The sequence below is a fragment of the Sphaerisporangium sp. NPDC049003 genome, from assembly GCF_043197795.1.
Taxonomy (GTDB): domain Bacteria; phylum Actinomycetota; class Actinomycetes; order Streptosporangiales; family Streptosporangiaceae; genus Sphaerisporangium.
This window is the reverse complement of sequence record NZ_JBICTU010000008.1, coordinates 192,951-206,745: the sequence shown is the minus strand read 5'-3', so window position 1 is coordinate 206,745 and position 13,795 is coordinate 192,951. Positions and strand designations below refer to the sequence as shown.

At 69.3% G+C, this 13,795-nt stretch carries 15 protein-coding genes and 1 pseudogene; 1 reads left to right on the top strand and 15 read right to left on the bottom strand.

Going from position 1 to position 13,795, the window contains the following annotated elements; translation table 11 throughout:
- Positions 1-72: 72 nt before the first annotated feature.
- The 7 genes and pseudogenes from frr to ACGFIV_RS11425 form a co-directional block, all read right to left on the bottom strand.
- Positions 73-630 carry a ribosome recycling factor gene (frr, locus tag ACGFIV_RS11455; RefSeq protein ID WP_358547471.1) on the bottom strand — a complete coding sequence of 186 codons (558 nt, stop codon included), beginning with the start codon at positions 628-630 and terminating at the stop codon, positions 73-75.
- A 9-nt stretch (positions 631-639) separates the two neighbouring features.
- Positions 640-1,338 carry a UMP kinase gene (gene pyrH, locus ACGFIV_RS11450; protein WP_358547549.1) on the bottom strand — a complete coding sequence of 233 codons (699 nt, stop codon included), beginning with the start codon at positions 1,336-1,338 and terminating at the stop codon, positions 640-642.
- 131 nt (positions 1,339-1,469) lie between these two features.
- A complete protein-coding gene (gene tsf, locus ACGFIV_RS11445) occupies positions 1,470-2,303 on the bottom strand; it encodes a translation elongation factor Ts (RefSeq protein ID WP_392834083.1) in 834 nt (277 codons plus the stop codon).
- Positions 2,304-2,417: 114 nt separating this feature from the next.
- Positions 2,418-3,332 carry a 30S ribosomal protein S2 gene (gene rpsB / locus ACGFIV_RS11440; protein WP_358547476.1) on the bottom strand — a complete coding sequence of 305 codons (915 nt, stop codon included), beginning with the start codon at positions 3,330-3,332 and terminating at the stop codon, positions 2,418-2,420.
- A 289-nt stretch (positions 3,333-3,621) separates the two neighbouring features.
- Positions 3,622-4,407: a CoA transferase gene (locus ACGFIV_RS11435; RefSeq protein ID WP_358547552.1), complete on the bottom strand. Its 786-nt coding sequence runs from the start codon at positions 4,405-4,407 to the stop codon at positions 3,622-3,624.
- Positions 4,386-4,661: a hypothetical protein gene (locus ACGFIV_RS11430; RefSeq protein WP_358547559.1), complete on the bottom strand. Its 276-nt coding sequence runs from the start codon at positions 4,659-4,661 to the stop codon at positions 4,386-4,388. Before ACGFIV_RS11430 ends, ACGFIV_RS11435 begins: the two co-directional genes overlap by 22 nt.
- 67 nt (positions 4,662-4,728) lie before the next feature.
- Positions 4,729-5,454: pseudogene (locus ACGFIV_RS11425) on the bottom strand (hypothetical protein); the annotation flags it as partial.
- A 286-nt stretch (positions 5,455-5,740) separates the two neighbouring features.
- Here ACGFIV_RS11425 and ACGFIV_RS11420 point away from each other — a divergent pair.
- A complete protein-coding gene (locus ACGFIV_RS11420) occupies positions 5,741-6,520 on the top strand; it encodes a peptidoglycan DD-metalloendopeptidase family protein (RefSeq protein WP_358547478.1) in 780 nt (259 codons plus the stop codon).
- A 23-nt stretch (positions 6,521-6,543) separates the two neighbouring features.
- Here ACGFIV_RS11420 and dprA read toward each other — a convergent pair whose 3' ends face one another.
- The 8 genes from dprA to rplS all read right to left on the bottom strand — a co-directional run bounded on the left by dprA (position 6,544) and on the right by rplS (position 13,759).
- Complete coding sequence (gene dprA, locus ACGFIV_RS11415; protein ID WP_358547481.1) at positions 6,544-7,662, bottom strand: DNA-processing protein DprA; 1,119 nt, start codon at positions 7,660-7,662, stop codon at positions 6,544-6,546.
- A gap of 428 nt (positions 7,663-8,090) precedes the next feature.
- Positions 8,091-9,638 (bottom strand): YifB family Mg chelatase-like AAA ATPase, encoded by a 1,548-nt coding sequence (locus tag ACGFIV_RS11410; protein ID WP_358547484.1) that lies wholly within the window; start codon positions 9,636-9,638, stop codon positions 8,091-8,093.
- Positions 9,639-9,992 carry a YraN family protein gene (locus tag ACGFIV_RS11405; protein ID WP_358547487.1) on the bottom strand — a complete coding sequence of 118 codons (354 nt, stop codon included), beginning with the start codon at positions 9,990-9,992 and terminating at the stop codon, positions 9,639-9,641.
- A gap of 364 nt (positions 9,993-10,356) precedes the next feature.
- On the bottom strand, positions 10,357-10,680 hold the full coding sequence (locus ACGFIV_RS11400; RefSeq protein ID WP_030511723.1) for a DUF2469 domain-containing protein: 324 nt from the start codon (positions 10,678-10,680) through the stop codon (positions 10,357-10,359).
- Positions 10,681-10,719: 39 nt separating this feature from the next.
- A complete protein-coding gene (locus ACGFIV_RS11395; RefSeq protein ID WP_358547490.1) occupies positions 10,720-11,382 on the bottom strand; it encodes a ribonuclease HII in 663 nt (220 codons plus the stop codon).
- A gap of 162 nt (positions 11,383-11,544) precedes the next feature.
- A complete protein-coding gene (lepB, locus tag ACGFIV_RS11390) occupies positions 11,545-12,174 on the bottom strand; it encodes a signal peptidase I (protein ID WP_392834074.1) in 630 nt (209 codons plus the stop codon).
- A 187-nt stretch (positions 12,175-12,361) separates the two neighbouring features.
- On the bottom strand, positions 12,362-13,240 hold the full coding sequence (gene lepB, locus ACGFIV_RS11385; RefSeq protein ID WP_358547496.1) for a signal peptidase I: 879 nt from the start codon (positions 13,238-13,240) through the stop codon (positions 12,362-12,364).
- A gap of 153 nt (positions 13,241-13,393) precedes the next feature.
- Positions 13,394-13,759 carry a 50S ribosomal protein L19 gene (rplS, locus tag ACGFIV_RS11380; RefSeq protein WP_358547499.1) on the bottom strand — a complete coding sequence of 122 codons (366 nt, stop codon included), beginning with the start codon at positions 13,757-13,759 and terminating at the stop codon, positions 13,394-13,396.
- Positions 13,760-13,795: the final 36 nt, after the last annotated feature.

Here is a 13,795-nt window from a genome sequence, read left to right as displayed (position 1 = left end):
GCGAAGGCGCTCCCCCTCGCGGCTAACACCGGAGTGGAAGCGCCTCGACCTGACCTGCGACTGCTACCGCGCTCAGACTTCGAGCAGCTCGGTTTCCTTGTGCTTCAGCAGCTCGTCGATCTTGGCGACGTGCTTCTGGGTGAGGTCGTCGAGCTCCTTCTCGGCCCTGCGGACCTCATCCTCACCGGCTTCGCCATCCTTGATCATCTTGTCAAGGGTCTCCTTGGCGTGGCGGCGGATGTTGCGCACCGAGACCTTGCTGCTCTCGGCCTTGTTCCTCGCGACCTTGATGTACTCCTTGCGGCGTTCCTCGGAAAGCTCGGGGAACACCACGCGGATCACCGCGCCGTCGTTGCCGGGGTTCACCCCGAGGTCGCTGTCACGGATCGCCTTCTCGATGGCGGTCATCGAGCCCTTGTCGTAGGGCTGGAGGATGACCATGCGTGCCTCGGGAACATGGAACGAGGCGAGCTGCTGCACCGGGGTCGGCGACCCGTAGTAGTCGACATTGATCTTGTTGAACATGGAGGGACTGACCCTGCCGGTGCGGATCGCCGCGAAGTCCTCCTTGGCGACTCCGACCGCCTTGTCCATCTTCTCCTCGGCTTCGAAGAGGGTTTCCTCGATCACAGCGGCTCCCTATTTCCCTGCCGGACTCACCAGCGTGCCGATCTTTTCACCGCGGACCGCCCGCAGAATGTTCCCCTCGCCCATCAGGTCGAAGACGACGATGGGCAGGCCGTTGTCCATGCACAGACTGATCGCCGTGGCGTCCATGACCCCAAGGCCCCGCGTGAGGACCTCGCTGTAGTCAAGTTGGTCGAAGCGTACGGCATCGGGGTTCTTGCGGGGGTCTGAGTCATAGACCCCGTCGACCTGGGTGCCCTTCAGCAGCGCCTCCGCGCCGATCTCCAGAGCGCGCTGGGCGGCACAGGTGTCGGTGGAGAAGAACGGCGAGCCGAGCCCGGCGCCGAAGATGACCACGCGACCCTTCTCCAGGTGGCGGATCGCGCGCCGGGGCAGGAACGGCTCGGCGACCTGCTGCATCGTGATGGACGTCTGGACGCGGGTCTCGATGCCGCGCTTCTCCAGGAAATCCTGGAGGGCGAGGCAGTTGATGACGGTGCCGAGCATGCCCATGTAGTCGGCCCGGGCGCGGTCCATGCCCCGCTCGGAGAGCGCGGCGCCGCGGAACATGTTGCCGCCCCCGACGACGACCGCGACCTGCACTCCCTCACGAACGGCCTCGGCGACCGAGTCGGCGAGCTTGGCGACCACCACAGGGTCGATGCCCAGCGGCTCGGCGCCCGCGAACGCCTCGCCGGACAGCTTCAACATGACGCGCTTCCACCGTAGCGGCCAGTTGTACGACGAAGCCGCCGACGTAGCGGGTTGTTGGTTCTCCTGCACGACGGCGGCCTCCTCGGCGATGTTCACGAAGCTGGTCAGGTCCCTCTTTGGGGCTAAGCCTATGCCTGACCGACCTTGTAGCGGGCGAAGCCCAGGACCTTGACGCCCGCCTCGGACGCGACCTTGGAGATCGTCTTCTTGGGGTCCTTGACGAAGGACTGCTCAAGAAGCGTGAAGTCCTTGTACCAGCCGTTGACGCGGCCATCGACGATCTTGGCGATCGCGGCCTCCGGCTTGCCCTCCTCGCGGGTCATCTGCTCGAAGACCGTGCGCTCCTTCTCGACCACGTCGGCCGGGACGGCGTTGGGGCTGAGGTACTTCGGGGCCATCGCGGCGGTGTGCTGGGCGATGTCCTTCGCGACCTCGGGGTTCGGGGTGTCGAGCTGGACCAGGACGCCCACGGTCGGGGGAAGCTGGGGGTCGGTCTTGTGCATGTAGGAGGCGACGTAGCCACCCTCCAGCACGACGAAGCGACGGACCTCGATCTTCTCGCCGAGCGCGGCGTTGGCCTCGTCGAGGTGCTCCTTGACGGTCTTGCCGTCGAGGTCGGACTCGAGCAGGCTCGGCACGTCGGACGGACGGGCCGCGAGGACGTGGTCGACCACGCGGGCGGCCAGCTCCTGGAAGCGCTCGCCCTTCGCGACGAAGTCGGTCTCGCAGTTGAGCTCAAGCAGGGCGCCGAGCGCCTCGCCCTCGTGCTTGACGGCGATGAGGCCGTTGGAGGCGGTGCGCGCCTCGCGCTTGCCGACGTCCTTGGCACCCTTGACGCGCAGGATGTCGACGGCCTTGTCGAAGTCACCCTCGGACTGCTCAAGCGCCTTCTTGCAGTCCATCATGCCGGCGGCGGTCGCCTCACGAAGCCGCTTGACGTCGGCCATGTTCACGGAAGCCATTGTCTTTTCCTCGTCGAGTCGTCGTGGATCGGGTGGGTGCGCCCTGTTCGGCACACCCACCCGGAAGAGCCTTGCTTGCCGTACGAGTGGTGCCCGTACGGTCTGGCGCGAGTCTCAGGCCTGCTGCTCGGTGCCCTCGCCGGCCTCGGCCTCGGGGGCGGCCTCCTCCGCGGGGGCCTCCTCCGCGGCGGGAGCCTCGTCGGCGACAACGGCCTCGGCGACGGGAGCCTCGGCGGGAGCGGCATCCTCGTCACGGGCGAGCAGCTCGCGCTCCCACTCGGCCAGCGGCTCGGCGACGGCGGCACCGGACGGCTTATCGTCGCCGCGGTTCGCACCGGCGCGGGACATCAGGCCGTCGGCGACCGCGTCGGCGACCACCCGGGTGAGCAGGCTGACGGCGCGGATCGCGTCGTCGTTGCCCGGGATCGGGTAGTCGACCTCGTCGGGGTCGCAGTTGGTGTCGAGGATCGCGACGACCGGGATGTTGAGCTTGCGGGCCTCGCTGATCCCGATGTGCTCCTTCTTGGTGTCGACGATCCAGACCGCGCTGGGAACGCGGGCCATGTCGCGGATACCGCCGAGGGTGCGCTCCAGCTTGTCCTTCTCGCGGCGGCGCATCAGGAGCTCCTTCTTGGTGAGCCCGGAGCCTGCCACGTTGTCGAAGTCGAGCTCCTCGAGCTCCTTCAGGCGCTGAAGCCTCTTGTGCACGGTGGAGAAGTTGGTGAGCATGCCACCCAGCCAGCGCTGGTTGACGTACGGCATGCCGACCCGCGCGGCCTGCTCGGCGATGGCCTCCTGGGCCTGCTTCTTGGTGCCGATGAACAGGATGGTGCCGCCGTGGGCGACGGTCTCCTTGATGAAGTCGTAGGCGCGGTCGATGAAGGCCAGCGACTTCTGCAGGTCGATGATGTAGATGCCGTTGCGCTCGGTGAGGATGAAGCGCTTCATCTTCGGGTTCCAGCGACGGGTCTGGTGCCCGAAGTGAACACCGCTTTCAAGCATCTGCCGCATGGTGACGACGGGGGCCATGAGTATGGTCCTCCTGGGTAGAGCGCCGTGAAGGCGCGTGCCTCGGTTGTATGCGGGAACCTGCGGTTCCCGCCCTGACGCCCTGAGTCGCCCCATCCGGATCAGGACCCGGACCGAGAGGACGATTCGCCTGTGGGCGTGCGAAGTCGGCCCGTCTGACGGGCCACCAAAAAGTGTACCCGGAACCCGGCCGCGCCCAGCCCACCGGACAAGCTTCCGGCCCCCTTCCTGGCGCACAGCCGCAGCCTTGGCCCAAGCAGGCGGATGTTGCCGAAGCGAAGCCGAAGCCCTAGCCCCAAGCGGGCGGGTGCGCTCCCCTGCGGGGCGGCGGTGACGACCAGTACGGCCTGACGCCATCGACCCTCCCAGGGGCCTTGACGTAGGTCAGCCTGCCGAACGGACTCTCCATCTCCCCCAGCAGGTCGTCCACCTCCGGCTCAACCGGATCGCCCGCTTTCCCCTTGAACGGATCGCCTCCCTCCAGCCCGTGGCCGGGGTCATCCACGCGGCCGAACCCGTCCAGCCAGAGTGCGGTACGGGCCAGGGCTACCTCGACGTGCCAGGAACCCCCCTCGGCCTCCCGCCGCGACAGCCCGGCGATCACGCCCAGCGCGGCGAGCCACCCGGTGGCATGGTCGAGAACCTGGGCGGGAAGCGGTACGGGCTTTCTGCCCGCTCCACCCTCGTGGGCGATACCGCACGCCATCTGCACGAGGCTGTCGAACCCGCGCCGGCCCGCCCAGGGACCGCGCGAGCCGTACGCGGAGACGTCGACGCAGACGATCCCGGGTCTGATGACGGCCAGCTCCTCCTGACCGAACCCCAGCGCCTCCAGCGCTCCCGGCCGGTACGACTGGACGACGACGTCCGCGCCCGCGACCAGCTCCCTGAACGCCGCGGCTCCTTCCTCGGTACGCAGGTCAAGCTCGCAGGACCGCTTCCCGAACGCCGTGCTGATCACCAGCCCCGGCACCTCGGGCAGATGAGCCGCTCCGACGCGCAGCACCTCGGCCCCGTAGGCCGCCAGCGTCCGGGTCGCCACCGGCCCCGCGATCACCCGAGTAAGATCCAGCACCCGAATCCCCGCCAGCCACCGCCCTTCCCCCCGGGGACCACCCCCGGCAGGCCCCCCTCCACCGACCCCAGCACGTCCCAGACGTCCCAGCCCCACCTCGGCCCCGACGCCCCGGAACCCGTCGTGACCCACATCGACCGCAGCACCTCCCGGACGACCAGAGCCGACCTCAGACGTGGCTTGACCCCGACGGTGACGACCCATCTCAGACGCGGCACCACCGACATGACCTGGCTCGACCGCTCGCGCGGCATGACCCAGACGGTGGAGACCGATGAGGGAAAGCTCCGCGACGGCTCGGCCCTGGGGGTGCTCCTGCCATTCCGCACGGCTCCGCATCGCGGCCGCGCACCCTCCCGCCTCCGTCACGGCCTGCTCCACGCCCTGCGCCGTACGACGGGCACAAGCCTCGGCGACATCGGCCCTGTCAGCTCCGGAAGGAAGATCGAAGACGTGAAGCACGGCGTCCCGGTGATGATCGAAGTTGCAGTGCAGCCGGACCCAGCCATCCGCCGTACGGTAGTCACCCGACAGCGGCGCCCACCCGACGGACAGCTCTCCGTCGACGCGGAAGTATCGCTCGTCCCGAAACGCCACAGCGGCCTCGCGAACATCCACAGCGACAGCGGCGTCGCGAAGATCCACAGCGACCTCAGCCTCACCACCGCCAACGCCACCGTTCTCGCCGGCCGCCGACCCAGTGCTCACGCTCGACGCCGCACCAGGATCACCCTCCCCCAACCGCACACCCGGCCCACCCGAATCTCCCGGACCACGACCACCCGGACCACCCGAAGCACCCGAAGCACCCGAAGCACCCGAAGCACCCGAAGCACCCGAAGCACCCGGGAAGGCGGACGACACCTCGGAGGACCGGTTCCGCTCGAATAGGGCGACGGCGGCGGCTACCGCACCCACGCATGCCGCAGCGGCCGTTCCGACCCTGAAAGGGGTCGGAAAAACGGGATCTTCACCCGTCACCTGGACGGGAGGCAGTTCCAGGCCCACCTCGACACCCAGTTCCTCGATGACCTTCCCGACCGCCATCCGGACACCTCCCAGCGCGCCGCGCATATCCCGTCGCGACCAACCTGACCGGTGGGCCCTCCGCACCGTCGCAGAAGCCCTGACGGTCCTCCGTCCCGTCGCAGAGGCCCTGACGGTCCCCCGCGCCTCGCAGAAGCCTTGACGGTCCCCCGCGCCGTCGCAGAAGCCCGACGGTCCCCCGCACCTCGCAGAAGCCCTGACGGTCCCCCGCGCTGTGCTTGGAGGCTTATGCACAGAACGGCGCTCGGCCGTCCTCGACACAGTCGGTCCAGGCCAGTGTCCTCCTGTGCGACCTTTTCAGATCCGCCTGCTGGCGGTGTTCCTGCTCACGCTCACCTCCGCCTCGGCGACTCCCCCGACCCGCGGCATGGCCGCCGCCACCAGTAGCCCCGCCACCGGTAGGCCCGCCACCGGTAGGCCCGCCACCAGTAGCCCCGCCACCGGCAGCCCCGCTGCCCACAGCCCCGCTCCTCTCGGCTCCCTCGCTCTCAGTCCCCTCGCCCCCGTCCCCATCACTCGCGTCCCCGCCGCCATCGGCCGGGACTCCGTGGATCCGAGTACGGCCGAACAGGGTTTCCCGTCCGATGAACCGCGACTCCCAGGCCCGCTTCCCATGGCCACGGCGGGCCCGATGGCACCCTCGACCGCACGGCCCCGATGGCGGCTCCCGCTTGACGGGGCTCCGAAGATCATGCGCCGCTTCGCCCCTCCAGCGCTCGCGTGGCTTCCCGGTCATCGGGGAGTGGACCTCGCCGCCCTTCCGGGACAGGTGGTCAGGGCGGCCGGCCCAGGCACCGTGGGCTACGCCGCACCACTCGCCGGACGCGGGGTGGTCATGATCGTTCATCCCGGAGGACTGCGCACCACGTACCTGCCCGTTCACGCGTCGGTCCGGCGCGGGCAGGCGGTCGAGCTTGGAGACGTCATCGGCGTCGTCGAGGAGACGATCAACCACTGCCCGGTGTCCTGCCTGCACTGGGGCCTGATCAACGAAACCCGCTACCTCGACGCCCTCCTCCTCGTCGGCCTCGGACAGGTACGCCTCCTCCCCAGATGGCCCCGCTGACCCATCCCAGCCGGATGGGGGTGCTACTTGCCTCGGCGGAGGCGCCAGCCTCGGTTGGCACGCTCGATGTATCCGGCGGCGGCGAGGGCCCCGAGGCAGCGCAGCACCGTCAGAACATCGACGCCGGCCGTGACCGCGATCGTCGCCGGGCCGGCGCCGACGCGTGCGGGCACCGCCTCCAGGACGCTGCGGGTCTCGTCGTCGAGCGCGTCCCGTGGCAGCACAGGCCCCCTCGGATCCGGCGCGAGGTCGTCGCCTATCGCTCCGACCAGCTCGATCACTTCGCGGGCCGAGGTCACGCACACGGCCTCCGCCCTTCGGATCAGCCGGTGGCACCCGGCAGAGTTCTCCGACGTGACCGGGCCGGGCACAGCCGCCAGGTGGCGTCTCAGGCTGATGGCATGGCCGGCGGTGTTGAGCGCTCCGCTGCGAAGGGCCGCCTCCACGACCACGGTGCCCCGGGAGAGCGCGGCGATGACCCGGTTGCGGACGAGAAAGCGCGGCCGCGTAGGCCGGACGCCGAGAGGGCACTCGCTGACGACCACGCCCCTCCGCCGGATCGCGGTGAAAAGATCCTGGTTGGCGGCGGGATACGCGATGTCGGTGCCACAGGCCAGCACCGCGACGGTCCGCGCGGCACCGGCCAGGGCTCCTCGGTGTGCCGCCGCGTCCACCCCGTAGGCGCCACCGGAGATCACCGTCCAGCCCGCCTCGCTCAGCCCCGCGCCAAGCTCCGCTGCCACGTGGGCGCCATAGGGCGTGGCCGCCCGGGACCCCACCACGGCCACGGAGCGAAGGCAGGAGAAGCGCAGATCAGCGTTTCCATGGAGCCAGAGGCCCAAGGGTCGCTCGGGCCCCAGGTCGTCGAGCTGAGTCGGCCACTCCAGGTCGCCTGGAACGATCAGGCGGGCACCCAGCTCTCCTCCCTCGGTAAGGTCCGCGATGGGATCGGCCGCCGGAAGGCGTGCCCGCCACGCCCCGAGGATGCGGTCGACGTCGGGTGGACGCCCCTTCCTGGTCATCAGCTCTTCGACGAACCCGGGATCGAGCCGTCCCAGCCGCACCTGCCCGAGGGCTCCCTGGGGCCCGTACGCGGCGACCAGCCTTCCCATCAGACCGTCTCCGGCGTCCGCCACGCGCATGAGCGTCACCCTGGCCAGTCGCCCCGCGTCCCACCGAAGGCCTCCATCGTCCCAGGCATCGCCGACGCCGGCGCTCCGAGAACCGAGGCTCCGCCGGCGCTGGTCGGGTGGCCAGGCATGCGGGTGCCCACCGGGGCCGGGCGTGCGTGATGCATCGGAGCCGGGGAGGGGAGGAATCTCGGGCCCCGGCTTCCCCTCGGTGTCCGCCCTGATCTGCGTGCCAGGGCCTGAGCTCTCACCTCTGCCGGTGCCGGTACCGGTACCGGAGGCGGTGCCGGTACCGGTGCCGGTGCCGGTACCGGTGCCGGTGCCGGAGGCGGTTCCGGAGGCGGTTCCGGCGAGGGGTCCAGAGGACGCGGTGGGGGCTCCGGCCGGCGTGGGGTCTGCTGCTGGGACGGGATTTCGGTCGGGGGTGGGATGGGTGTCGCTCATTCGGCACCCAGCCAGAGGCCCAGGGCGGTGTTGGTCTCCGCCACGTCGGGTCTGTCCTTGCCGATGAGGTCGGCGAGGGTCCACGAGACGCGTATGACACGGTCGAGTCCGCGAGCGCTCAGCTCTCCGGTGTCCAGACACCGGTAGAGGGGCGACATCGCGGACGGGGACAGCCGGTAATCGCCGTGCAGCACCGCGGTGGGAATCTCGGCGTTGCACCTCCACGGCGTGCCCGCCAGCCGCTTGAGCGTGCGCTCACGGGCCATAGACACGCGCTCGGCCACGACCGCGCTGGGCTCGATGAACTGGCGGTCGGACAGCAGCTCGCGCCTGGTCGAGCGGGCGAGCCGCACCTTGACGTCGATGCGATCGATCAACGGCCCCGAGAGACGGGCGAGGTAGCGCCGGCGCTGATTGGGCGTGCACCGGCAAGGACTCTCCGGAGTGGACGGCTGGGCGCAGGGGCAGGGGTTCGCGGCGAGGACCAGCATGAATCGGGCGGGGAACGACACCGTGCCCGCGGCCCGTGCCACGGTGACCTGACCCGACTCCAAGGGCTGGCGGAGCGAGTCGAGAACCCGGGACGGGAACTCCGGCGCCTCGTCGAGGAACAGGACGCCCCTGTGGGCGAGGGAGACGGCCCCCGGCCGGATCACACCGCTGCCCCCGCCCACGATGGCGGCGATGGTGGCCGTGTGGTGAGGCGCCATGAACGGCGGGTGCCTCAGCAGCGGGCGCCCCGGCGGCAGGACGCCCGCGACCGAATGGATGGCGGTGACCTCCAGTGCCTGGTCGCGGTCGAGAGGCGGGAGCAGGGTGGGCAGCCGCTCGGCGAGCATGGTCTTCCCCGTGCCGGGCTGCCCCATCATCCAGAGGTTGTGGCCCCCCGCGGCGCACACTTCGAGCGCATGGCGAGCCATGGCCTGACCGGCGACATCGGACAGGTCGGGCGAAGGCCCCGCCGACACGTCCGGACCCGTCGACGGCGAGGGCTCGACGGTGTCGGGCAGTGTGGGCATGTGGGCCTGATCGCCACTGCGCAGCCATTCGACCAGCTCGGCGAGGGTGAGCACCGGCACCACGGTCAGACCCGGGACAAGGCCTGCCTCGGCGGCGTTCGCCGCGGGGACGACCACGCACTTGGCCCCCGCCTCGACCGCCGCCACCACCGCGGGCAGGACTCCCCGCACGGCTTTGACGGTGCCGTCGAGCCCCAGCTCCCCCAGGAAGAACGGGAGCGAGATCCGCTGTCTCGGGACCAGACCGGCCGCCCCGAGCAGCGCGATCGCGATGGCCAGGTCGAACAAGCTGCCCCTTTTCGGCAGGCTGGCGGGGAACAGGCTGACGGTGACCCGCGCGTCCGGCCAGGCGTACCGGCTGTTGATCACCGCCGAGCGGACGCGGTCGCGGGCCTCGCTCAGGGCCGTGTCGAGCATGCCGATCAAAGTGACCCCGGCGATGCCGTGGCCCACGTCGGCCTCCACCTCGACCACGTGACCGCTCACCCCGACCAGTGCCACGCAGCGCGTGCGGGCGACGGCCATCTAGGACACCCCCCGGTCGTGCCGGATGGAGAACTCCCCGGCGAACCGCTCCAGCGCGATCACGTCGATGCGGATGGAGGCGAACCATTCGGGCTGGCCGCTGAGCCACCTGGCCGCCAGCGTGCGGAGCCGTGCGAGCTTCGCCGGGGTCACGGCCTCGAACGCGGTGCCGTGGCTGCGGCCCGAGCGGGTCTTGACCTCCACGACCGCGAGAACGGGCCCGTCACGGGCCAGGATGTCGATCTCACCCTCGGGGCACGACCAGTTTCGCTCCAGGATCTGCAGACCTGCTGCCCGCAGGTAATCGGCGGCGAGTTGCTCGCCGTGTCTTCCAAGCTCGTGCGTCGCGGCCATGGGACCACCTCCGGCCCCGACCTTCGCGCACGCCACGCACTCGCCCGGCTACAGAACCGGGCTCTGTGGACGGCAAAGCGCTGGGCATCGGCCTGTGGACGACCGCACCCGAACCGGCCCCCTGTGAACGACCCGCGACTCAGACCCCGTCCACCAGGTACGCGGAGAATTCTCGAAGATCCTCAGGTCCAGCCGCCTCCAGGACAGCGGACGACCCGGCCTGTGGACAACCGCGTCGGCCACAGAGACCTCAGCCTCGGCAGCTCACATCAGGCGTTGGCGTGCCCTCCGAGGGAGCGCGCGCCGGTTGAAGGACCCTCACCGTGGGTCCTGAGGTCGTAAGGGTGGCTGGGGGGACGCGTCGTCAGCTGGAGAAGCCTTCCTTGGGCATTTCCAGGTCGGGTTTGGCCAGCTCTTCCACGTTGACGTCCTTGAACGTGACGACGCGGACGTTCTTCACGAACCTCGCGGGGCGGTACATATCCCACACCCAGGCGTCCTGCATCTTGACGTCGAAGAAGACATCGCCGTTCTCGGCCGTGCGTACGTCGAGATCGACGGAGTTGGTCAGGTAGAAGCGCCGCTCGGTCTCGACGACATAGGTGAACAAGCCGACCACATCGCGGTACTCCCGGTAGAGCTGCAACTCCATCTCGGTCTCGTATTTCTCGAGATCCTCTGCGCTCATCCCGGTCCTCCACTTCCCGTCCTCCCCCGGCGCGACCAATCAGGCGACACCGGCCCCCACCCCATTCTCGCCTATCTCACTGCCCGCTCCTGACCGCACCACCGAGTTCACTGTTACAAAGGAGAACCGATGATGTGGACTTGGGCCATGAGCGGCGAGTGCTCGCCGGTGCCCGGCCGTGACGTACCCCTTGTGCTCGGCGAAGCCGTACTGGGGATAGCGGCCGTCCAGCGAGGTCATCATGCGGTCCCTGGTCACCTTGGCGACGATGGACGCCGCCGCCACGCACGCCGAGACCTGGTCGCCCTTCCACACGGCCAGAGACGGCGCGGGCAGACCGGGCACCGGGAACCCGTCGATCAGAACGTACCCGAGATCGCACCCGAGACCGGCGACGGCCCGCCGCATCCCGGCGATGTTGCACTTGTGCAGGCCGCGCGCGTCGATCTCCTCGGGCGGGATGACCACGACCTTCACCGCCCGCGCGGTCGCGAGGACGCGGTCGTGGAGAACCTCGCGCCGGGCCGGAGTGAGCACCTTGGAGTCCGCCAGGCCGTCGATCTCGGATCCGAGGACCACCGCGGCCACCACAAGAGGACCTGCGCACGCTCCCCGGCCGGCCTCGTCGACTCCGGCGACCGGCGCCAGGCCGCGCCGTGCGAGCGCGCGCTCGTACCCGAAGAGCCCGGAATCCCGCCGCACGATGCTGGGGCGAGGGCGAAAAAGAACAGTCATGAGACAGGCGGCTCGGCGCCCCGCCGCGAGGGAGAAGACCTGCGGGAGAGTCGAGCCCCCTGGCCGATCAACGGCGATACGAGCGCGACCATGGGGCAAGCCTACGCCCCAATCGGCCGAAGGGGTACGCTATCGCACCTTTGAGAACGTCTCGGGAACCGGCAATGTGCCCACCCTCGACAGCGGCCAGTAGAGCATGAAGGCTCTGCCGATCACGTCGTCGGTGGAGATCGTGCCGTGGTACCCATCGTCCATGAAGGCGCGGGAGTCCTCCGAGGCCGCGCGATGGTCTCCCATCAGCCACAGCCGGCCCTTCGGAACGGTGAGGTCGAACTTCTTCTGCGACGGGAAGTCCTGCGGATTGAGATAGGACTCCTCGTCGAGCGCCACCCCGTTGACCGTGATGCGCCCCTTGGCGTCACAGCACTTCATGTGGTCACCGCCGATGCCGATGACACGTTTGATCGTGGTGCTGCCGTCCCAGCCCTTGAAGACCACCACCTCACCACGCCCGAGGTCACCGGACAGCCGGTTGACGATCACCCTGTCGTTGATCAGCAGGGTGTCCTCCATGGACTCGGACGGGATCCAGAAGGAGTCCAGGACGAACAGGCGCGCCAGGACCGCGACGGCGACCCCGGCGAGCACCAGCAGGACCGACTCCCGCCAGCCGGACTTCTTGGCCCCCGCCGGCTCGTCCTCCGCCGGGGACGTGGCCTGCACGTCGTCGGGCTCCGGCTTCTCCTCGATGACGCTCATAGAACCGCGGGGCGATCCCCGGCGTCCGCCAGGGGGAGGGAGCCCCTTCTCCTTCATGTGCATTGGGGGATGACTTCGGCGCCGCGTGACGGCCGGGCGGCCGTCAGGGGACCGGGAAGGACCCTCCTGTGAGAGGAGAAGGCCTCCTCCGGCTTCGGGAAGGCTCGGAAGACTCGGAAGGCGAACGTCAGTAGGACCGGCCGCCGGCCCGGTCGAGCACGCGCCGGCGTAGCCGCACCAGGGGGAACGCCCCGGCGAATCCGAGCAGCAGCGGGGAGGCGCCGCCGGCCAGGGCGGCGGTCTTCAGCGCGGCCTGGTTGAAGGTGTCGGGGATCGGCAGCGTCGTCGCGCGGGAGAACGGCCACACGATGACGAACGCCCGCCCGACGACCTTGTCGGCGGGAATCGCCCCGCCGCCGGGGTCGCCCTGGTGGGACCGGGAGTCGTAGGAGACCGAGCGGTGGTCGCCCATCACCCACAGGCGGCCCTTCTCCACCTTGATCTCGAAGAACTTCTGCGACGGCTGGTCGTCGGGGTAGAGATAGGCCTTCTCTTCCAGGGGAACGCCGTTGACGGTCACGCGCCCTTTGGAGTCGCAGCACTTGACCGTGTCGCCGGGAATGCCGATGACGCGCTTGATGTAGTCCTTCTCCCCCGGGACCACGCCGAAGGCCGTGCCGACCCAGCGGAAGAAGCCCGCCACGGGGTTGGACGGCTCGGGCACCTGGATCTCGCTGGCCCAGGAGTCGACGCCGGAGAACACGACGATGTCGCCGCGCTCGATGTCACGGGTGTGGTACACGAGCTTGTTGACGAGCACCCTGTCATTGACCAGCAGGGTGTTCTCCATGGACTCGGATGGGATGTAAAAGGCCTGGATCACGAAGCTCTTGATGATGAGCGCCAGGACCAGCGCGACCACCACCAGAACCGGTAGCTCGCGCCAGAAAGAGCCTTTTTTCCCCTTGCCGTCTTTGGCTGCCGACTTGGTGTCTTCCGCGACCACGTCTACCTCGTCCTCGACGGGGCGGCGCGGACCGCCGGCCCCCTGGCCATCGCTAGTCATCGCTGTCGAGCCTAAATGATGCATGCTCCCCGGCGGGTCGCCGACTCGGCATGGCATCCAAAGAAACTCGGCGACCAGGCCGGATGCAGCGACAATCCGGCTCAGCAAAATGGCCCGCATCCCTGACGGGTGCGGGCCACGCGTGGTGCGAGCCTACTTGGCGGTCGGCAGCGCGTCGCGCTTCTCGCGGATGCGGGCCGCCTTGCCGCGCAGGTCGCGCATGTAGTACAGCTTCGCCCGGCGGACGTCACCGCGGGTCACGACCTCGATCTTCTCGATGACCGGGCTGTGCACCGGGAACGTGCGCTCGACGCCGACGCCGTAGCTCACCTTGCGGACGGTGAACGTCTCGCGGGCTCCACCGCCCTGGCGGCGCAGCACGAATCCCTTGAAGACCTGGATACGGGACCGGTTGCCTTCAACGACGCGGACGTGGACCTCGAGCGTGTCGCCCGGGCGGAAGCTCGGGACGTCACTACGTACGGAGGCCTTCTCAAGCTCCTGGATCAGCGTGTGCATGACAGCGGTTCCTCATTTGAAGCGAGCGCTCGGAGG

What these genes read in the sequence shown, in the direction of transcription:
- pyrH (WP_358547549.1), bottom strand. Translation starts at nt 1,338, where the DNA reads ATGTTGAAGCTGTCCGGCGAGGCGTTCGCGGGCGCCGAGCCGCTGGGC.
- tsf (WP_392834083.1), bottom strand. Translation starts at nt 2,303, where the DNA reads ATGGCTTCCGTGAACATGGCCGACGTCAAGCGGCTTCGTGAGGCGACC.
- rpsB (WP_358547476.1), bottom strand. Translation starts at nt 3,332, where the DNA reads ATGGCCCCCGTCGTCACCATGCGGCAGATGCTTGAAAGCGGTGTTCAC.
- ACGFIV_RS11430 (WP_358547559.1), bottom strand. Translation starts at nt 4,661, where the DNA reads ATGCCGCGCGAGCGGTCGAGCCAGGTCATGTCGGTGGTGCCGCGTCTG.
- dprA (WP_358547481.1), bottom strand. Translation starts at nt 7,662, where the DNA reads ATGCGCGTGGCGGACGCCGGAGACGGTCTGATGGGAAGGCTGGTCGCC.
- ACGFIV_RS11410 (WP_358547484.1), bottom strand. Translation starts at nt 9,638, where the DNA reads ATGGCCGTCGCCCGCACGCGCTGCGTGGCACTGGTCGGGGTGAGCGGT.
- ACGFIV_RS11405 (WP_358547487.1), bottom strand. Translation starts at nt 9,992, where the DNA reads ATGGCCGCGACGCACGAGCTTGGAAGACACGGCGAGCAACTCGCCGCC.
- ACGFIV_RS11400 (WP_030511723.1), bottom strand. Translation starts at nt 10,680, where the DNA reads ATGAGCGCAGAGGATCTCGAGAAATACGAGACCGAGATGGAGTTGCAG.
- lepB (WP_392834074.1), bottom strand. Translation starts at nt 12,174, where the DNA reads ATGAGCGTCATCGAGGAGAAGCCGGAGCCCGACGACGTGCAGGCCACG.
- lepB (WP_358547496.1), bottom strand. Translation starts at nt 13,240, where the DNA reads ATGACTAGCGATGGCCAGGGGGCCGGCGGTCCGCGCCGCCCCGTCGAG.
- rplS (WP_358547499.1), bottom strand. Translation starts at nt 13,759, where the DNA reads ATGCACACGCTGATCCAGGAGCTTGAGAAGGCCTCCGTACGTAGTGAC.